This is a genomic window from Nostoc flagelliforme FACHB-838, from assembly GCF_014698065.1.
Lineage (GTDB): Bacteria > Cyanobacteriota > Cyanobacteriia > Cyanobacteriales > Nostocaceae > Nostoc > Nostoc flagelliforme_B.
Genome location: NZ_JACJSI010000017.1, coordinates 65926 through 85121, shown reverse-complemented (window position 1 = coordinate 85121; position 19196 = coordinate 65926). Strand labels below are relative to the sequence as shown.

Sequence of the window (19196 nt, the reverse complement as noted above, 5' to 3'; positions counted from 1 at the left end):
TCTTGAATTGATGCACTACACTTTTTACCCGTCCCTTGTATTTCCAGGCTGGTAAAGATGTCCACTATACAAGATTCATCCTTTTATTCAGCAGCCCGGAAGTAATAACTATGTTATCTATGCATTTACTGCACTATCTAGATGCGAGAGTTGGGGAATTTGAGTAACTAGTGCTTTGCCGATTTCTAGAGAAGATGTGGCAGCCGGTGAAGGAGCATTGCAAACATGAATGGAGTTTTGACCAGAAACAATCAAAAAGTCGTCTACAAGCTTGCCATCGTTCATTAAGGCTTGAGCGCGGACTCCTGCATGAGTGGGAACTAAATCTTCTGCTTGGACTTCGGGAATTAGTTTTTGCAAACTTCTGGTGAAGGCTGCTTTGCTAAAAGAACGAATGATTTCTTGGATGCCTTCATCAGCGTGTTTGGCTGCTAACTTCCAAAAACCAGGATAGGTGATGACTTCCAGAAAATCGCGTAAGTCAAAGTCGGTTTTTTTGTAACCTTCGCGTTTGAGCGACAGAACCGCGTTTGGCCCTGCATGGACGCTACCATCAATCATCCGGGTAAAGTGGACACCCAGGAATGGGAAATCTGGATTGGGTACTGGGTAAATTAATGTCTTGACCAGATAGCGTTTTTCTGGGGTGAGTTCGTAATATTCTCCCCGGAATGGGACAATTTTGGCTTGGGGTTCAACTTGACCTAGTTTGGCGGTGCGATCGCTATGCAATCCAGTACAATTAATTACAAAGCGGGTTTCAAAGTTACCCTTGTTTGTTTGCAGTACCTGATTTTTACCACTTGGAGAGATTTTCAGAACTTTTGTATTTAGGTGTAAATCCCCACCCTGCTGTTGAATTAGGTGGGCATATTTCAAACAAACTTGCTTGTAATTAACAATACCAGTAGAGAATACCCGAATTCCACCTACACACCTTACATGAGGTTCAATTTCTTTGACTTCTTCCGGGCTGATTCTCTGGACTTCTATGCCATTGTCTAAGCCGCGTTGGTAAAGATTTTCTAAGCGTGGTAGTTCTTGTGCTTCAGTTGCCACAATTACCTTACCACAAACTTCATGTTCAATATCATGCTCTTGACAGAACTCTACCATCGAGCGAGAACCATCACGACAAAATTTCGCTTTAAAACTTCCTGGCTTGTAGTAAATACCAGAATGAATTACCCCGCTATTATTGCCCGTTTGGTGAAATGCCCATTGGCCTTCTTTTTCTAGTACTAAAATACGGGCATTGGGATAGCGTTTTCCTAAAGCCAACGCTGTCGATAGTCCAACTATTCCCCCACCTATAATCGCAAAATCATACATTAGTATTATTGTACTTGAAATTACAGTAAATCTATAAAGTTATGGGGCATGGGGCATTGGTTATTCCCCTTATCCCCTACTGCTCCATCCCAACTTTCTTTCTACCAAACTTTCCAAGGAGCCTGATTGTTCTTCCATAGCCCCTCCAGATAGTTTTTATCACGTAAAGTATCCATTGGCTGCCAAAAACCATCATGTTTGAAAGCAGATAGCTGTTCCATATCAGCGAGCTTTTCTAATGGCTCTTGCTCCCATACGGTAGAGTCATCAGCGATTAAGTTGATTACTTCTGGTTCTAACACAAAATAACCGCCATTAATCCAAGCTCCATCACCTTCAGGTTTTTCCCGAAAGCTGGTGATTTTAGTTTGCTCATATCCTAAAGAAATAGCACCAAAACGTCCGGCTGGTTGAACAGCTGTGAGTGTTCCTAAGCTATTTTGTTGTTTATGAAACTTAACTAGCTCGGTGATATTAATATTACTTACACCATCACCATAAGTAAAGCAAAAAGTTTCATTACCAAGATGTTCGCTGATTCGTTTTAAACGTCCGCCTGTCATGGTATTATCACCCGTATTTACTAAGGTGACACGCCAGGGTTCAGCATACCCAGAATGCACATTCATCTGGTTAAATCTCATGTCAAAGGTGACATCTGACATGTGTAAAAAGTAGTTAGCAAAATACTCTTTAATTATGTAACCTTTGTAACCACAACAAATAATGAAGTCATTAATGCCGTGGGCTGAGTAAGTTTTCATAATGTGCCAGAGAATTGGCTTACCACCAATTTCAACCATCGGCTTAGGTCTGATACTAGTTTCTTCACTGAGGCGTGTACCAAGACCTCCAGCCAAAATCACCGCTTTCATGCAATTACCTCGGAGATTTGTAGGGATATGATTATTTGACTTTTTCGACATGAAGAGGATGCACTTGGAGGGAGAAAATTTATTTCTGATTTCTCTTTCTCCGTCAATAATCTAACTGTATTTTTCGGCATAATTATAAAGGAAAGATAAATTAAAATCTTTTCTATATAAAAGCTCTATGAATATCTATAAACATGAAAATAAATCACTTAATTAAATACAAATATCACCAATAAAATAACTAGGGTTAGCTGGAGCTAACCCTAGTCAGGCTTGATTTTCCAATCAAAACCAATAATATTTCAGTAACAAAAATTACTTGTTTCTAGTTAGTTTTTTCGGCATTACTTGAGCCTTGGAATAAAGGGTCACATTTGTTTTCTATGACTACACACATATTACTGAGTGCTTGCTGATAATTATCCATATCACCTTGCTCAAGAAATATTTTGGCCGATGCCTGTATATCTTCGATAGCTTTCGTCTGATTTTTGTTAGATTCACTACCGCCATATTGTGCCAGTTCATAGCGAACCATACCTCGTTTGAGATACACTTTTGCTAATCTGGGGCTTATGGTTAATGCTTGGTTAAAGTCAGCGATCGCTTGATTATATTCTTGCTCATAATTGCTGCTATATTGAGCAATTTGATAATAGACTACACCCCGCTGAAAGTAAGCTTCTGCTTTGGATATATTAAGTTTTATTGTGTGAGTAAAATCTGCGATCGCTTTTTTGTAATCTTGTTGAGATTCACCGCTATATTTAGCCATTTGGGTGCGAACAATCCCTCGTCTGAGATAAGCTTCAACTTCATTATCATCCAGAGCGATAGCCCGATTATAGTCTGCGATCGCTAGGTTATACTCTGTATCAGGATCGTTACTATATTCGGCTAGCATATAGCGAGCATTACCGCGATTTACAAGAGCTTTAATTTGATTGGGCTTGATTTTGAGAGCTTGACTATAATCTATAACTGCTCCTTCGTAGTCTTTTAGGTTATAGCGGGCATTGCCACGATTTACAATTGCTCTGGCGTGTGTAGGTTCTTGTTCAATTGCTTCACTAAAGCTAACAACTGCTTTGTCATAGTCTCGCTCTTGATAAGCAATGTAACCTTGCTGATAAGAATCAGCGAAGCTGAGTTTGTTATTTGTCTGGGGAGATTTCAATGCTTGTTGGGTGTAAGCATTTTGGGAAACCAACGGCTGAGTGAATTTAATCATTATGTCCGCATATCCCAACAAACCAAAACCCAGCAAACAACAAATAATCGGGTACAATCTTGACTTTTTGGCAGGTTTATAAGATGAACCACTGGGAGTAATTACTGGCTGCCAATAATTACTTAGCTGCGGTGATGTGGCTCGCTGTGGAAAACGTGGTGTCTGAGTATACTGTTTTTTTCGTTTGATTCGCGGTTGTAGATGTTCTTTAGCTTCTATGGCTCGATGTGATGGAAAGGGGTCGCGTCCGCCTAATCGCACGGTACGTTCACACCACGGACAGCTACGCATGTGGTTGTTGTAGCGATGCTGGGGATTTGTCGTGCAGGTAATCAGGGAATCTTCGGCTTCAGCTATTGCTGAGAGCCAAGTTTGGGCACTGGGGCGCAGCAGTGGGTTGGTGTGACCATCTTCAAAACAACGAATAAATAGTTCCTGTAAGCTGGGATGGAGAATTTCCCAAGGAGGCGCAATAGGTGTGGGTAAGTATGGTACATACCGCTTTTCGCTGTAAGTGAAATGACCCGATGCAATGCGTGCTTCGTAGGGTGGTGGCTCAATAGCACCTTGAAATATCCCCGAAAATGGATGGGTGCCTTCCATCAAGAGTTGAAATACTAGCACCGCTAACCCAAATAAATCGTGAGAGATTTCGCGATCGTGTTGGGCAAAAGTTTTATTCTGTAGTTCTGGTGGAGTAAACTCTGGTTTACCTACTGGGCAACGATAAACAACATTGCTGTTGGGGTCAAGTACTTGGAAAGAGTCTGTGTCTATCAAAGTCACCAGGGCGGTGTCACTGACTAGAATATTTGACTCGTTCACATCACCAATACAATATCCACTAGCGTGCAAAGCTGCAAAAGCTGCCGCTAGGTTACGAGCCGTGCGGAGCAGGTACTGATAGTTGAATAGGGGGCAGTGTTGACGACGGGTTCGGGGGTTATAAAAGTCGATGATTGGCCGCATCCCCTGAATGCGTGGCATTAAAAAGCCGAGGATGCTATTTTTGCCATCTGCTGCCCGTAATAAATCCTCTGGCCAAGCGATAGAAATATGCCCCAAACTAGCCGTAGGGTTTTCTGGTGGGTTGGCAAGCATCGCCTGGAGTTTATCAGCATGGGCAGTGGTTGGCTTGTGGTAAATCTTTGCCACCAAGTTGTTATCAGATGGCACTGCATAAACACAAGCTTCACCACCACGCCCCAAACTAACATTGAGGCTGAGAATTTCTTTTCTAGGGGAACAACGTAGTACCTGCATAATAAAATTACCGCTAACGGGAGTTATTGTAAGATGTGAAACCTGTAAATTTATTGCTCACGAGTCGTTGAATGCGGCTATAATGAGTGTCAAATCATCATCAGTGCGTTGCGTAATTCGCTCTGAGCGTAAAAATTTTACTAACTGCTCCTTGGCTACTGTCTTATCCTCGGTATTGGCTACAAATTCAAACAGCGGAAAAAAGAATGGTTTGTGTGGTTCGCCAACAACCATATTCAAAGCCAGCATTTGTAATCCGTCGGTGATGATGCCAACATTCTCTATGTCTGTACGCCATAATCTTATCTGCGCTGTATCTAAGGCAGTAGGCGAAGTTAAAAAAGTGGTTTCGTTGATGTATTCGCCGCTGTCGGGTATAGTAAGTGCCAGCAGATTGCCCATACGATCTTTTGCTACTGCCAAACCATCACCTATTTGCATCACAGCCACAACTTCTGGTGTGGCGACCATCACAATTAAGGTAGTTGCTAAATCTTGAGGCTGTTTGTCACAAGTAGCCGCCTCATCCTCCACAGCTTTTTTGGCGGCTAGTATGGCATCATTTAAGAGCGATCGCACATAATCATCATCATTCAAACTTTTTTGGGTTAGCCCAATGGTTGAAATGTTTTCTATTGCTGTCTCCACAGCAACCATCGCTCCCACTTTCCCAAGGCTAGCAGAACCCGCACCATCTGCTGCCGCTGCCACTAAAACATTATCTGACAATATTTGCCAGTGATGAGCATCCTGACATAATTGATTGTTTTTTAAGTGACCTGTACCACATACAGACGCAGCCACAATCCGCCATTGAGCAATCTGTTTTGATATGTTCATAGATTTTTTTTTAGCAGCCAGGTGTTTAACATCAAGCTGCGATTTTTAATTAAACAGTTCCCCAACCAATCGGCGGTAGTGCTACCTGTTCATCCACCTGGGAATGAGAAACAGCTGACATACTAGTTGATAACCAGACAAACATCTCGATAAAATTTAGTCCTTTGAGCTTTAAGGGAGTACGCACGGCTATTTGATTTAAACGCGTCATATTCGCATTTTCTACACCAACTGTAAAAAATGCTACACGTTTACTTGCTTCATCTCCCTGTAGGCGTTGGGCTGCTTGATCTACCACATGCTCTAACTCGCCTTGGGGTTCTCCATCGGTAATCATAAATACCCAAGGACGATAGTAAGCAATCCCATTGGCACGATACTGAGATTTCCGCTCTTGAATTATGTCCAAAGCTTTATGAATCCCTGCACCCATTGTAGTCAAGCCCTGTGCTGTCAAAATAGGCGGATTGAATTGATCGGCAGTCACAAAGTCTTGTACTACATTGATATTACTATCAAAAGTCACGATCGCCACTTCCACCCGTCTTGCGGCTAAAGAATTTTTGACTAATTCATCCTTTAAGCTTAGTAAACCTTGATTTAACGCCTCAATCGGATCTCCTTGCATCGACCCAGATGTGTCTAGTAAAAGTACACAAGGACAACGTGGTTCTGGGTTCTCAGCAAATTCTACTACTTCATCAAGTCTTAATGTATCGTGCATAACTTTTTGTGTTATGTTAAAGTCCAAAGCTTTATTTCCCTTGCTCAGAGTATATAATTTCAGTCGTTTAGGCGACTATAGAATATAGTATCTAGTGGTAGATGCTCTAATCTTTATTAAACAAATGATTTTCATGAAGTTCTCTACATATTTAAGAAGAACTTGAGTACAGCTTAGTTTAGCAAAAAAGAGTTTATCAAGACCCAGCATTACCTGTTGTAATGTATCTACCAAAAATTTATATCCATTAAACCTACAGTACAATAAATACGTAAACTTTCCTAGATAACTTTTTAAAGATTTTATGTAGAAGAATCGTTTCTTTATAGAACAGCAATTAACCATAATTAAGCTCATCAACTTTAGAAGTATACCAGTGTAACTGCGCGAATTCGGGATCAAATTTACTTCTTTAAGTGAGTGGGCATAAATAAACGTCATTATTAAGGTTTTCAGTAAAGAGTTGTCGGTAGCTGAGTAGAGCTTAGAAGTAAGCAGCACCTACTGTGAGTTCAGGCACAATCATTGTTTCTTTATTCCATACCCACCTACTTGTTTTTTGAGATAGATTAAGTAGAACACACTAAATGTAACAATTAAGTTACAAAAACAATATTTTTTAAAATATCTACATATTTTAAAAGAAATAACTTGTGCGTAGAAAAATATTACAAAAAAGAAAATACTTCATAGCTAATATTTTCAATCTACAAATGTTCGGTTGTTGATTCCGCAAAAAAACTTGAAGAATATGAATCACTCAGGTACATTCACCAAACTACGTCCTCTAAGTTTGCTAAGACAGTTATCCAATTGCTCCGATAGTACTTGTTTACAAGCATTGAGTAACTCAGCTTCTTGGACGATTTACTTAGAACAGGGCAAAATAACTTACGCTACCCATTCAGTGGAACCCTTTGATCGACTAGAACGACATTTACGCCGCCTCAGCCATCAAATTCCCCTCCTTAGCAGTGAGGTTCGTGTTCAAGTCAGGCTAATGTTTGAACCTGATTTACACAGTCAGTTAATCGAAGATGACAGTAATTCGATAAATTGCCCTCTTGAGTATCAGGCAATATCATGGCTTGTTAGTCAACAACATCTACATTCTACACAAGCAGCAGTGCTAGTTCAAGAATTAGTTAAAGAGGTGATTGAATCATTTTTACTCATCAAAGAAGGTACTTATGAATTAGAAGAAACACTTGATAGAATGCCAAAAATTTGCAGGCTAGATGTAGAAAAAATTTTAGAACATTGCCAACTAAGATTACAGAATTGGCAAACTTTTATTCCCCAGATTTCTTCTCCATATCAACGTCCCTATCTGTTAATTAAAAACAAACTTGAGAACCAAGATTTACCAGATATTCAACCAGATTTGGCTAATTGGATGAAGGGTTTTAGCCTGTGTCATCTGGCTGTAATTTTGAATCAAGATGAAATCCAACTGGCTCGCAATTTATACCCTTACATCCTTCAGGGTGCAATTATCTTGCATGAACCCGATCCACCTTATGATAAGTTACCAAGGATTTTTGAAGAGCCATATCTACGACGGGCTACGCCTACGCTTTTCTCGAAATTAATTCCCAAATTAGTTAACACTAAAGAAAAATTAAGTACCAACGTTAACTCTTACCCAGATATTTCTAAAGAGAATATAGCTCCTGTTCAGCAATTACCACAGATTTCTACTCCTTCTAAAGAAAAGTTTCAGGAACCAACAATATCAAATAACATAAATCCTGCTTCCCAAAGAGTAACGGCGGCTACTGTAACGGCACAAAAAGTCCACAAAATCGTTTCTGTAGATGATAGCCCGACAATTCTCAAAGAAATTAGCCATTTCTTAGAAAACGAAAATTTTTTTGTAGTAACTATCAACGATCCACTAAAAGCCGTTTTGTCAATTATAAGGCACAAACCAGACTTAATTTTGCTGGATTTAAATATGCTAGGAATTGATGGTTATGAGTTGTGTCGAATTATACGAAATAATTCTATGTTTCAACAGACTCCCATCATCTTTGTGACTGGTAGTAAAGGAATTGTAGACAAAGTAAAAGCGAAAATGGTTGCGGCATCTGGTTATTTGACTAAACCTTTTACTCGCGCCGAATTACTGAAAATAGTCTTTATGCATTTGACTTAAATTAGCCACAAAACCTAAAAATTTTGAGCTAGTGAGGAAATGAATACTAATCTAAAAGTTGACGAAAACTTAATTAAGGAGAGCTACTCAAACTTAATGGTCATCCAATTAGGATTAAAGACACGGCATTGCCGTGTCCCTACGAGTATCTACGTTCATCTGTGGCTAATTATTTTTTGCACTACATTTCAAAAAGTATACTTATTGGTTAATTACAGATTGAAAGTTTTGAAGCGCTAGAAGGTTTATTCTTGCGCTGCTCAATGAGAGCAATGTCAACTGCAAAGCTTAACCAAGAAGTATTGTATTCAAAATGTAATCAACTCAAGTTGGCAAAAAAGCCAATGCCACAATAGACAGGCTTACCAATGCAAAAACTGGCTTTTGTATGCTACAAAATTTTAGGCTATGGTAGAGAAATCATAATTTGGGTTGTTGTAGCCTGGATTTGACATGGCGGATGTTATCAGGTCAGAACTGCTGAGTAAACTCTTGACATCAGTTCCTATATCTTGGTTGGGTGTAGTGCTACCTAGCGACATCAGTTCGCCACCAACAGAGAAATTCCAGCCTTCATTACCAACGAGTGTTTTGTTATCACCACTGGCTTCAATCCGGTTTCCAAGGAGATTGCTGTTATTTACACTGGCAGTGTTGCCACTACCAAGGATGTCGTTGCTACTACCAGGTAGTGTATTGGCATTACCAAGGATGTCGTTGTTATTGCCTAAGTTCCAGTTACCGTTACCGTTGGTTGTATTCTCGTTACCAAAGCCCCAGTTGCCATTACCTTCGGTTTTGCCGCCATCACCGTAGTTCCAGTTACCGTTACCGTTGGTTGTGTTGCTACCACCAAAATTCCAGTTACCATTACCGTCGGTTGTGTTGTTACTACCATATAGCCAGTTACCGCTACCTTGGCCACTGTTACCGGTAGCATTTGCACCATCTAAGTTTTGAATATCAGATATCCAGTTGTCGCTCTTATAAGGTACAGGTAGACCATTGCCAGTTTCAGGTAGGTTGCTACCACTTTCCTCAGAGGGGGGAGTGTTGCCAAATGGTAAGTTACCAGGGAGGTTGCTGCTAGTGCCAGATGTGTTACCACCAGATGGGCCACCACCAGCAAAGGGGTTGCCGCTACCACCAGAAGCGTTACCGCTAGATGCGCCACCAGCAGAGGGGTTGCCGCCGCTACCAGCAGATGCGTTACCACCAGATGCGCCACCAGCAGAGAGGCTGCCACCGCTACCAGCAGATGCGTTACCGCCAGATGCGCCATCAGCAGAGGGGTTGCCGCCGCTACCAGCAGATGCGTTACCACCAGATGCGCCAGCAGCAGCAAAGGGGTTGCTACCACCACCTAATGCGCTGGTATCACCGCCAAGGACTCCGACCAGTTGATTGAACGGATTATTAGTATCAGTTAAAGCCCGCTCGTCGAGTGGTCGCTCGTAATTGTAGGCGTACTTTCCATCTTCGCTGATTGTGGATGAGTTACCACCACCAATGAAGGAAGCGAAGCCACCGCTACCACTAGCAGCGCCACCGGAGGCACCGCCACCGAAGCCACCGCCACCGAAGCCACCGCCACTAAAGCCACCGCCACCGGAGCCACTGTTACCGGAGCCACCGCTACCATCTAAACTGCTGCCATCGGTGGACTGCCATTTGCCATCACTGAAAGAAAAATTTCCGTTACCAGATAAATTGTTGCTAGTATCTTGTGATCCAGCAGTTTGATTGCTATTGTCAGAAGTTGCCATTAGAATTAAGTTCCTATTACTTAAACTGAAATCCCTCTATCAAAAGAAAGATCGACGACGTGAATGAAAGCATTATTTGACTTTCATCTTCAACAAACAACGCTAATAAAAACCGCAAGTACCACACTCAGTAAAAGTATATAAAATCAGGTTTGTATTTTAAATGAACAAAATTTAGATTAGATTGTCTATTCTTTCGATATTGTTCAGATAGATTTTAGATAAATTGCCCGATAATTACTATGGGCAATGCTTTAGAGGCAGTTTTAGCAGTAATTTTTCGGCTCAAATAGGGCGAATTTCTCTCTTTTAAGTACTACAATCCAATGCAATTACACTACAAAAAAGAGTGAAGTCTGATTTCTGTCGTCTATTGAGTAAGAAAATATTACTTGTGAGGTTTTATCTAGTTTTAAAGATTCAAGTTCTGCGATCGCTGATGCTGTTAACTTATTTATTTCTAGGATTTAAAAACTTGTGGCGAATAAGAAAACTAGTGTATTTAGTACGGCATGGCGTAAATAAGCAGATTATTGAAAAGCCATAAAGAGTTTATTCCATAAAACTTTTTATTTTTGACTTCCGCCTTGCGGTACTAGTTGGCTCAAACATATCTCTCAATTGACAGAAGCCAAGACACAAGGAAAAGTATAACCGTAGGGACACAGCAGTGCCGTGTCCCTACACTTTGTGACGTAATGTTGTACTGCATCTGAATTGTAAGCGCTATAGGCTTGCAACTCTTGAGTTTACTTACTTTTTTCGGTTGAAAGAGAGATTTAGTTTTTTATTATGCTTTTAACAGTGACTTAATTCGCTGCTTTGCCATATAATAAATGTTACTAAAAAACGCAATCTGTTTTTGCCTTTCTTTTTTTACAGCTTGTTCAGCAGACCAATTAGACCAAATTGAATTATCAAGGTATTGAAAAAATAAATCTTTGTAAGGATGGTTACAACTATTGTGCCAAGGCTTATCCCTAGTTGAAAAATGAATAATATCAGGATTATTAATTAGCTGATTGAATACATCTTCTGTAAACGGACTATCTTGCCAAGATGAATATTGAAACAAATATGGCATTTGATTCCATTTGGGTTCAAGTTGGCCCCATTTTCCTGCAAGAATAGCATTCAACCCATCTTGATCGTGCCAGCGCACATACTGTTTATTTATCCTCACATACTCAATTACTTTTTCAAAAATATTATCTTCCCGCCATTTTTTGAGATTCATTACTAAAACCCCGGAATTAAAGTATTTAGATTCTGAGGAAATGCCAAGATTTTGATAATTAATGAGTCCTCTTGGCGAAGATACATAAGGCGCTCCCATATCCTGTGTTGCCAAGAGATAACATTCTCCAATATCAATATTCCATAATTGCTCTATATTTCCTTGAACAATCACATCGCTATCAATGTAAATTGCCTTATTAAATTGCTTTGGTAACAGTTGAGGAATTAAAAGCCGATAGTAAGCAGCAATTGTAATAGTGGATGAAGTTTGTACGTTTTTGAAGTGCTGCTTTTTAGGCTTGAGCCAATTGATACTGACTTCCTCAGATTTTAAGTTTTTGATAATTCTATGTTTGTTGAGTTTACTAATTCCACCATCAATAATATATAGAAGCAACTTGTGCTCACTTTGGAAATTAGCAATAACTGAGCGGGTAGCCGATGCTATAGGCATAGAGTAGTTATCATCAGCAGCACAAACAAGAACAATTGATTTTTCGTTTGATAGGATTGTCATTATTGCATTTTTATATATTGTTTAGCATCAAAGATTGTTCTGTCAGTCTAACGTAGTAGGATTGTTCAAGTGAAAGGGTACGCCTTGCGGGATGAGTAGCCATCGATCGCTAGTAGTCACCCTAAAATAAAAACAAAAGACGATTCCTAAAACAAGCACACTCCATGCGTATTTCTCTAAATTGGCTGCGCGAACTAGTAGAGATAAAACTTAGTCCAGAAGAATTAGCCGAAACCCTGACAATGGCAGGGTTTGAGGTTGAAGATATTGAAGATCGCCGCACTTGGGCAAATGGCGTGGTTGTAGGGAAAGTGCTTGAGCGTCAACCTCATCCCAACGCCGATAAATTGAGTGTTTGCCAAGTGGATGTCGGTGCAGGTGAGACTTTAAATATTGTCTGTGGCGCTGCCAATGTGAAGGCAGATATCTATGTGCCAGTAGCAACTACAGGTACTTACTTACCCAACATCGATTTAAAAATTAAGCCTGCAAAATTGCGTGGTGTCCCATCTCAGGGCATGATTTGTTCTTTAAAAGAACTTGGTTTGCCCACCGATGTAGACGGAATTCATATTTTTACTCAGGAAAACTTACCCTTGGGTAGTGATGTGCGGCCGTTGTTGGGTCTAGATGATGTGATTCTAGACTTAACTGCAACTGCCAATCGCGCTGACGCTCTGAGTATGGTAGGCGTAGCAAGGGAAGTAGCAGCTTTAACTGGTGGAAAATTGAGTATTTCTGAACCTGCTGAAGTCTCCATTTCCAAAAGTACCGGAAATTTAACTTTAAAAATTGCCGATACCCAAGCTTGTCCTGCATACATTGGTACGGTAATTGAACAAGTTAAAATTGCCCCATCTCCCGAATGGTTGCAACAGCGTTTAAGGGCTGCTGGTGTACGTCCCATCAGTAATGTTGTGGATATTACTAACTACGTTTTGTTGGAATGGGGACAACCATTGCACGCCTTTGATTGCGATCGCCTAAAATCTGTTGCAAGTAGCGAAAATTTAACCATCGGCGTTCGTTTCGCCAATAATGGAGAATCCCTCAAAACCCTGGATGGACAAACTCGCACTCTATCAACCCAAAATTTGTTAATTACCGCTAACGAAAGATCCGTTGCACTGGCGGGAGTCATGGGTGGAGAAGAAACGGAAGTCTATGAAGGGACTCAAAGTCTAGTTTTAGAAGCAGCTTTATTTGATTCCGTGGCAATTCGCCGTTCTTCCCGCAGTGTTGGCTTAAGAAGTGAAGCTTCTGGCAGATATGAACGGGGAGTTAACCGAGCTGAATTGGAAATAGCTAATCGCCGCGCCTTATCCTTAATTAGCGAATTGGCTAGTGGAATTATAGTCCAGCAAGAAATTGCCGACACCCGCCCCGATCCTTCTACCTGGAGTCGTTCTATCGCCCTGCGTTTAGACCGCGTTAATCAAATACTAGGGCCGATAGATTTAGGAGAGGACACTGGTGAACTCCAAGAAAAAGATGTTGAGCGCATCCTGACTGCATTGGGATGTCAGTTAACTCCTTCAGGAGGAGATAGCACCCATCGACCCAGATGGTCAGTTTCTGTCCCACCCTATCGTTACCGCGACTTAGAGCGAGAAATTGATTTAATTGAAGAAATAGCTCGTCTCTATGGGTACAACAAATTCTGCGATACTTTACCAGAAAAAGCGGAAGCTGGTTATTTAACTTTAGACGAGGAACTGATTCGCAAGTTACGAGCTTTTTTGCGGGCTGAAGGATTGACAGAATTAATCCACTATTCTTTAGTCAAACCAGGAGAAGAAAGACAGATAGTACTGTCAAACCCATTATTTGCCGAATATTCAGCGCTGCGAAACGATTTGATATCTGGGTTGATTGATGCCTTTCAATACAATTTAGAGCAGGGTAATGGTGCCCTTAATGGCTTTGAAATCGGGCAAATTTTCTGGCGAGAAGAAGATGGTTTGCAAGAAACAGAAGCCCTGGCTGGGATTATGGGAGGCGATCGCACCGTTGGCAAATGGTCAAAAAGTGGCCGCGAAGAACCCATCACCTGGTTTGAAGCCAAAGGCATTTTAGAAAGTGTATTTCGGCAACTTGCCTTGCAGGTAGAATTTCAACCCGATCGCCGCGACGATCGCTTACATCCAGGACGTACCGCTTCCTTGTGGATTCGGGGTAACAGACTAGGTATTTTTGGGCAACTCCATCCCCAATTGCGACGAGAAAAAGGTTTACCAGATTCCGTTTATGTTTTCCAGTTGGATCTAGATGTGCTTTTAGGATCTCTGGGAGAAGATGAAGTTCTCGTTCCTACATTCCAGCCTTATTCTACCTATCCAGCTAGCGATCGCGACATCGCCTTTTTCGCACCCGTGAAAATCTCAGTTTCCGAAATTGAAAAGGTAATTACCAAAGCGGGTAAAGATTTGCTCGAATCTGTGGAATTATTTGATGAATATCGGGGTGAAAATGTCCCCGAAGGACAACGGAGTTTAGCATTCCGCTTAATTTATCGGGCTAGCGATCGCACTCTAACTGAGGCTGAAGTTGAACCAGTACACAATAAAGTCCGCGAAGCCTTGGTGGAAAAATTCGGCGTGAACTTGAGAAGTTAGGAGTAAAGAAGGGGAAAGGTTACAGGGTACAGCAAAGAAAAACTATCCCCTGTACCCTGTACCCTGTAAACTAAGATTTTAAATTTTTAATTGATTAACCATGCCTAAATATATTCTTTCGGGAACTTACTGCGAAGACGTTCTTGAAAAACGTGTCCCCCACCGTCAAGCTCATTTAGACGGATTAGCAAAACAGAAAGAATCCGGTGTGCTAATTACTATAGGCCCCACCAAAGATGTCACAAAAGTTTTTGGGATTTACGAAGCTGAAGACGAAGCTACTGTGCGCCAGCTGATTGAAAATGACCCCTACTGGAAAAATGGCATCTGGACTGAATATTCTGTCAAAGAATGGATTCAGGCTTTCTAAATTGGTGTTGGGTATGGGGAGATGAGCATGAACGTTGAGCCTTTGAACTCGGAAGTTGAGCCTCTGAGCATGAACGTTGAGCCTTTGAACTCGGAAGGTGAGCTTCTGAACATGAACGTTGAGCCTTTGAACTCGGAAGTTGAGCTTCTGAACATGAACGTTGAGCTTTTGAACTCGGAAGTTGAGCCTCTGAGCATGAATGTTAAGCCTTTGAACTCGGAAGTTGAACCTTTGAGCTTGAATGTTAACCCTTTGAACTCGGAAGTTGAACCTCTGAGCTTGAAACTTTCAGTTTTAACTTTCCCCCATCTCCCACGCTACGGGAAGCTAAAGCTACATCACCTCCAGTTTTTTTCTTCTCTACGAGACGCTGCACGTAGCTTGCTTCCCTGTAAGAGTACAATTTTGAATTTTGAATTTTGAATTGATTTCTCCCCACTCCCCACACTATGAAAATTTGGCAGGTTGATTTTTATCGTCGTCCCTCACAAGATGCATCTGGACAAGTTTTATGGGATTTGTTGATTTGTGATGCAACTCGTAGCTTTAAGTATGAAGCTACCTGTCTCCAGTCAGCAGCAAATTCTAATTGGGTTGCTACTCAACTTGAGCTAGCTGCTGGTGAAAAATTGCCAGATGTAATCCAGGTATTTCGTCCGCAGTCACTAAGTTTAATTGAAGCGGCTGGACGTAATTTAAGTATAAATGTCGAGCCTACCCGCCATACTTTGGCGTTAAAGCAGTGGTTACAAGAAAAGCAATATCCCTCAACACTGGATAAACCACCCCCAGCACCATTGCCAGAAAACCTCTGGGGAGAACAATGGCGTTTTGCAAGTTTAGCTGCTAGTGATGTAGAAACGACATTTAGCGATCGCCCCATTCCCATTTTGCACATCCCAGAACATCTCAAACCGATCAATTTAGGTTTAGCATCAACAGTCCCTGTTCCTGGTGTAGTAATTTATGGTGGACGGCAATCGATGCGCCTAGCACGGTGGTTGCAACAAGCCCGTTCTGTGGCATTAAACTACATTTCTGGCGCACCGGATGGCTTAATATTAGAAGCTGGTTTAGTGGATAGATGGATTGTTGCCACTTTTGAAGATCCAGAAGTTACAACAGCAGGCCAAACATTTGAACAAGGCAAAAAGCATTGCCGAGGATTGCATTTTTTGTTAGTTCAACCCGATGATTCTGGGATGACTTATAGCGGCTTTTGGTTGTTGCAGGCAGAAAATTGATATTAATCTGTCAAAAATATTTTTCCGTTTAATTTCTACGGCTAAAGAAATAGACTAAAGCGATGTCTGACTGCAAGGCACTATATGTCTAGGCTTTACTGTAATTTGAGTATATTTGTTGAGTAAAATAGAAGGCTTTCATGATCGCTTCCTGAGCCACAGCTTTGACTAAATTAATACTCACTAGTAAAAATTCATGTTCTGGTAGTTTATCAATTAATCGAATATCACCTAAAGCTGTATGACCAAAGTTTTTTTCATAAACTAATTGACCATCTGTATTAATTTCGCTGCTTAAAACGCATTCACTTTCTATATTTAAAGAATGAGCCGTCTGTTCAAAGGCTAATCTAATTCCCCCTATTCCTGAAAATAAATCAACAAACCGAATTTCCTCCGTAGAGATTACAGCAATATTCAAATGCGTGGAATAAAAATTATTGTAGGGGCACAATATATTGTGCCCCTACGTGTATGGTCTATTCAATTTAAAATCTCTGTAAGTTACTTAGCCTTTATCCGCGCCTGCTTCACCATCGCAATCAAAGTTTGATGAGCATCTTCCGCATCTGCTAAAACATGATCAAACTGAATGCGAACTGGTACAACTTCCCCATTCACTTGCGCTGTTAAATTCATACCCTGTGCATCAATTGACAGCATTTCGGCTGCGCTCGCATCTGTTACACCGCCAAAAGCTTTAACGTAAAGAGTTACAGCATCAGCATGATCATCATTCATGTGTTTGCAGATGCGCGAACTAATTTCAGTAGAAAAATCTTTAGACATTGTGAAGTTGAAAGTGATTGATATGGCAAGAGCCTAAATTCTTAGCTAGATATTTTAAATTAGCAAAAAAAGCTGGTCTTATGCCATCGTTATTATAAGTGATATGTGAAAAACAACTGCTCTTGTATATATTTGATAAGTTAAGTTTATTACTTATACAACAATTAAATTAAGATAAACATTATCCAGTATTTTTACCTTCTATTGCGGAACGCAGACAGCTTAAACTGTAGCAGAAGTATTAGCCAAACTATTGCAGCTAAGAGACAATGAGCGAAACTAGCCCCAGACGAATTGTAATTGGGGATGTGCATGGACACTACGAAGGTTTAATGACATTGTTGGAGGCGATCGCCCCCACGTCAGAGGATCAAGTTTATTTTCTGGGAGACTTAATCGATCGCGGGCCTCATAGTGCACAAGTAGTTAATTTTGTCAAGCGAAATAACTACCCGTGTTTGCTGGGAAATCATGAGCAGATGTTATTAAACATTCTGACCAATGAAAGGACTTCTTCTTCGACGATGCAAGCATGGCTGTATGGTGGAGGGCAAGCTACAGTGGCTAGTTACCAAGAGGCTCCAATTCCTGATGACCATCTGGATTGGTTAAAAAATTTGCCTACATACCTTGACTTGGGGGATATTTGGTTAACTCATGCTGGTGTTGACCCTTCCAGATTGGTGGCAGAACAAACTGCTGACCAACTGTGCTGGATACGAGAGGAATTTCACAGCATTGAAAAACCCTACTTTCCAGATAAGCAAATTATCATCGGTCATACTATTACCTTTACCCTGCCGGGTGTTTCTCCTGGAAAACTAGCACGGGGACAGGGATGGCTAGACATAGATACTGGTGCTTATCATCCCCGGAGTGGATGGTTGACTGGACTCGATGTCACAAATAACTTGGTTTATCAAGTTAATATCTTTAAAAACTATATCCGTACCCTGCCTTTAGAAGAGGTTGTAATTACCATTGATCCAGCCAAAATCAAGCTTGATCGTCGCAATAGGAATTGAGCAATATTTGAGATGAGAGGGACTAGGAGACCAGGAGAGAACTATAGTCAATATCCTCAAGACTTGGCTAATGGTCGAATATTAGCTCTATAACTAGCATTATCTAAACCATATTTTCCATTACTAGGTTGAGATTTAATTGCGCGTCTGAGGGCATCAATGCGATCGCTAGTTCCAGGGTGCGTACTCAAAAATGTTGGAGTAGAACCACCTTTTTTCAGCAGCTTTTGCATAAAAGAAACCATTCCAGACTGGGCATAACCAGCGCGTGTCAAAGTTCTTAACCCTCTTTGATCGGCATCAAACTCATCTTGACGACTGCGAGGACGATTCAAGGCAAGTTCTACACCAATGCCCACAGCCGTATTGCGATCTAAACCTGTTGCTGTTGCTAAACCACTAGCGATCGCTCTTTGCCGCATCTGTTTAACCAAGTGTTTACCGCCAATGTGACCAATTTCATGAGCGATGACACTTGCTAGTTCCGCTTCATTGTCGGCAGTTTTCAGCAAACCCGTGTGGACATATACATAACCTCCTAAAGTAGCAAAAGCATTAATAGCATCATCTTCAACTACTTGGAAGGTAAAGGGAAGATTGGGGCGATCGCTATTAGCTGCTAAACGCCGACCGATTTGTTCTACATAGCTATTAACCTCAGAATTCCGGTAAAGTCGGATTTTACTTCCCAGTATTTCCTGATTAATCTGCTTGCCAATATCAGTTTCCTGGCGATCGGATATATTAGAAAGCTGAAGTACCTGGACTCCCTGCAATATAAGAGGCAAGAAGTCTAAAGTTCTTCCAGGCAAGGGTGTACTCAGGCAAAGACTCAGCGCGACTACAACCGAAATTAGAGGATAAAACCAGCGACGCCGCCACATACGGTAATTTGTAACAAAACCTTTCCAGTTGAACATAATACGCTTTGAAGATTATTTTGGGAGAACATAAAATAATGGGATAAACTATGAGACGGATTTAGAGTATTCTAAGTTGCATTCTTAACTCCAGCCCAAAGGAGTGTTATACACATAATCCTGACGCCAATCTACCGAACTGTGGGGGGCTAGTGGTTCCCTCTAAAGATAGGCTTAAACACTAAATTTTACTTTCTAGGTGCGTCAGTCTTAACAGGTGAAAGTTTGAGGGTTAGCGGCCGTACCTTAGAACTTACTAACTCGTGATACACTGTCGCATAACCACAA

General features: G+C 41.1%; 16 protein-coding genes. 6 read left to right on the top strand and 10 right to left on the bottom strand.

The genetic code is table 11. The features are described 5' to 3' along the window. Window positions 1–117: 117 nt before the first annotated feature. From lhgO to H6G97_RS11655, 5 genes are all read right to left on the bottom strand, one after another. Window positions 118–1332 (bottom strand): L-2-hydroxyglutarate oxidase, encoded by a 1215-nt coding sequence (lhgO, locus tag H6G97_RS11675; protein ID WP_190940770.1) that lies wholly within the window; start codon window positions 1330–1332, stop codon window positions 118–120. Window positions 1333–1433: 101 nt separating this feature from the next. After that, window positions 1434–2207: a glucose-1-phosphate cytidylyltransferase gene (gene rfbF, locus H6G97_RS11670; RefSeq protein ID WP_190940792.1), complete on the bottom strand. Its 774-nt coding sequence runs from the start codon at window positions 2205–2207 to the stop codon at window positions 1434–1436. 325 nt (window positions 2208–2532) lie between these two features. After that, entirely contained in the window at window positions 2533–4701 is a 2169-nt protein-coding gene (locus H6G97_RS11665; protein ID WP_190940769.1) for a tetratricopeptide repeat protein, read from the bottom strand. Window positions 4702–4758: 57 nt separating this feature from the next. Then, complete coding sequence (locus tag H6G97_RS11660) at window positions 4759–5541, bottom strand: PP2C family serine/threonine-protein phosphatase (RefSeq protein ID WP_190940768.1); 783 nt, start codon at window positions 5539–5541, stop codon at window positions 4759–4761. Window positions 5542–5590: 49 nt separating this feature from the next. Then, window positions 5591–6265 carry a vWA domain-containing protein gene (locus H6G97_RS11655; protein ID WP_190940767.1) on the bottom strand — a complete coding sequence of 225 codons (675 nt, stop codon included), beginning with the start codon at window positions 6263–6265 and terminating at the stop codon, window positions 5591–5593. A 751-nt stretch (window positions 6266–7016) separates the two neighbouring features. Between H6G97_RS11655 and H6G97_RS11650 the strand changes: the two genes are divergently transcribed. After that, complete coding sequence (locus H6G97_RS11650; RefSeq protein WP_190940766.1) at window positions 7017–8423, top strand: response regulator; 1407 nt, start codon at window positions 7017–7019, stop codon at window positions 8421–8423. A gap of 401 nt (window positions 8424–8824) precedes the next feature. On the opposite strand, the gene H6G97_RS11645 is transcribed toward H6G97_RS11650, so the two are convergent. Then, window positions 8825–10189 carry a hypothetical protein gene (locus H6G97_RS11645; RefSeq protein ID WP_190940765.1) on the bottom strand — a complete coding sequence of 455 codons (1365 nt, stop codon included), beginning with the start codon at window positions 10187–10189 and terminating at the stop codon, window positions 8825–8827. A 790-nt stretch (window positions 10190–10979) separates the two neighbouring features. Beyond that, window positions 10980–11945, bottom strand: coding sequence for a glycosyltransferase family 8 protein (locus H6G97_RS11640; protein WP_190940764.1), 966 nt, complete (start codon window positions 11943–11945; stop codon window positions 10980–10982). Window positions 11946–12109: 164 nt separating this feature from the next. On the opposite strand from H6G97_RS11640, the gene pheT reads away from it, so the two are divergent. The 4 genes from pheT (at window position 12110) to H6G97_RS11620 (ending at window position 16174) form a co-directional block, all read left to right on the top strand. Continuing rightward, window positions 12110–14560, top strand: coding sequence for a phenylalanine--tRNA ligase subunit beta (pheT, locus tag H6G97_RS11635; RefSeq protein ID WP_190940763.1), 2451 nt, complete (start codon window positions 12110–12112; stop codon window positions 14558–14560). A gap of 100 nt (window positions 14561–14660) precedes the next feature. Continuing rightward, on the top strand, window positions 14661–14930 hold the full coding sequence (locus H6G97_RS11630) for a YciI family protein (protein ID WP_190940762.1): 270 nt from the start codon (window positions 14661–14663) through the stop codon (window positions 14928–14930). A gap of 27 nt (window positions 14931–14957) precedes the next feature. Beyond that, complete coding sequence (locus H6G97_RS11625; protein WP_190940761.1) at window positions 14958–15353, top strand: hypothetical protein; 396 nt, start codon at window positions 14958–14960, stop codon at window positions 15351–15353. A gap of 26 nt (window positions 15354–15379) precedes the next feature. Further along, the gene (locus tag H6G97_RS11620) at window positions 15380–16174 is read left to right on the top strand and encodes a Tab2/Atab2 family RNA-binding protein (RefSeq protein ID WP_190940760.1); all 795 of its coding nucleotides are present in this window, start codon (window positions 15380–15382) and stop codon (window positions 16172–16174) included. A gap of 88 nt (window positions 16175–16262) precedes the next feature. Here the strand turns inward: H6G97_RS11620 and H6G97_RS11615 are convergent, their stop codons facing one another. Both H6G97_RS11615 and H6G97_RS11610 read right to left on the bottom strand, forming a co-directional pair. Continuing rightward, entirely contained in the window at window positions 16263–16595 is a 333-nt protein-coding gene (locus H6G97_RS11615; RefSeq protein ID WP_242054899.1) for a DNA cytosine methyltransferase, read from the bottom strand. Between the two features lie 83 nt (window positions 16596–16678). Continuing rightward, window positions 16679–16963, bottom strand: a complete 285-nt coding sequence (locus tag H6G97_RS11610; protein WP_190940759.1) for a DUF2470 domain-containing protein — start codon at window positions 16961–16963, stop codon at window positions 16679–16681. Between the two features lie 269 nt (window positions 16964–17232). Here H6G97_RS11610 and H6G97_RS11605 point away from each other — a divergent pair, with 269 nt between their 5' ends. Next, window positions 17233–17988 carry a metallophosphoesterase family protein gene (locus tag H6G97_RS11605; protein ID WP_190940758.1) on the top strand — a complete coding sequence of 252 codons (756 nt, stop codon included), beginning with the start codon at window positions 17233–17235 and terminating at the stop codon, window positions 17986–17988. 56 nt (window positions 17989–18044) lie between these two features. Here H6G97_RS11605 and H6G97_RS11600 read toward each other — a convergent pair whose 3' ends face one another. Continuing rightward, window positions 18045–18908: a M48 family metallopeptidase gene (locus tag H6G97_RS11600; RefSeq protein ID WP_190940757.1), complete on the bottom strand. Its 864-nt coding sequence runs from the start codon at window positions 18906–18908 to the stop codon at window positions 18045–18047. Between the last annotated feature and the right edge of the window lie 288 nt (window positions 18909–19196).

What these genes read in the sequence shown, in the direction of transcription:
- lhgO (WP_190940770.1), bottom strand. Translation starts at nt 1,332, where the DNA reads ATGTATGATTTTGCGATTATAGGTGGGGGAATAGTTGGACTATCGACA.
- rfbF (WP_190940792.1), bottom strand. Translation starts at nt 2,207, where the DNA reads ATGAAAGCGGTGATTTTGGCTGGAGGTCTTGGTACACGCCTCAGTGAA.
- H6G97_RS11665 (WP_190940769.1), bottom strand. Translation starts at nt 4,701, where the DNA reads ATGCAGGTACTACGTTGTTCCCCTAGAAAAGAAATTCTCAGCCTCAAT.
- H6G97_RS11660 (WP_190940768.1), bottom strand. Translation starts at nt 5,541, where the DNA reads ATGAACATATCAAAACAGATTGCTCAATGGCGGATTGTGGCTGCGTCT.
- H6G97_RS11655 (WP_190940767.1), bottom strand. Translation starts at nt 6,265, where the DNA reads ATGCACGATACATTAAGACTTGATGAAGTAGTAGAATTTGCTGAGAAC.
- H6G97_RS11650 (WP_190940766.1), top strand. Translation starts at nt 7,017, where the DNA reads ATGAATCACTCAGGTACATTCACCAAACTACGTCCTCTAAGTTTGCTA.
- H6G97_RS11645 (WP_190940765.1), bottom strand. Translation starts at nt 10,189, where the DNA reads ATGGCAACTTCTGACAATAGCAATCAAACTGCTGGATCACAAGATACT.
- H6G97_RS11640 (WP_190940764.1), bottom strand. Translation starts at nt 11,945, where the DNA reads ATGACAATCCTATCAAACGAAAAATCAATTGTTCTTGTTTGTGCTGCT.
- pheT (WP_190940763.1), top strand. Translation starts at nt 12,110, where the DNA reads ATGCGTATTTCTCTAAATTGGCTGCGCGAACTAGTAGAGATAAAACTT.
- H6G97_RS11630 (WP_190940762.1), top strand. Translation starts at nt 14,661, where the DNA reads ATGCCTAAATATATTCTTTCGGGAACTTACTGCGAAGACGTTCTTGAA.
- H6G97_RS11625 (WP_190940761.1), top strand. Translation starts at nt 14,958, where the DNA reads ATGAACGTTGAGCCTTTGAACTCGGAAGTTGAGCCTCTGAGCATGAAC.
- H6G97_RS11620 (WP_190940760.1), top strand. Translation starts at nt 15,380, where the DNA reads ATGAAAATTTGGCAGGTTGATTTTTATCGTCGTCCCTCACAAGATGCA.
- H6G97_RS11610 (WP_190940759.1), bottom strand. Translation starts at nt 16,963, where the DNA reads ATGTCTAAAGATTTTTCTACTGAAATTAGTTCGCGCATCTGCAAACAC.
- H6G97_RS11605 (WP_190940758.1), top strand. Translation starts at nt 17,233, where the DNA reads ATGAGCGAAACTAGCCCCAGACGAATTGTAATTGGGGATGTGCATGGA.
- H6G97_RS11600 (WP_190940757.1), bottom strand. Translation starts at nt 18,908, where the DNA reads ATGTTCAACTGGAAAGGTTTTGTTACAAATTACCGTATGTGGCGGCGT.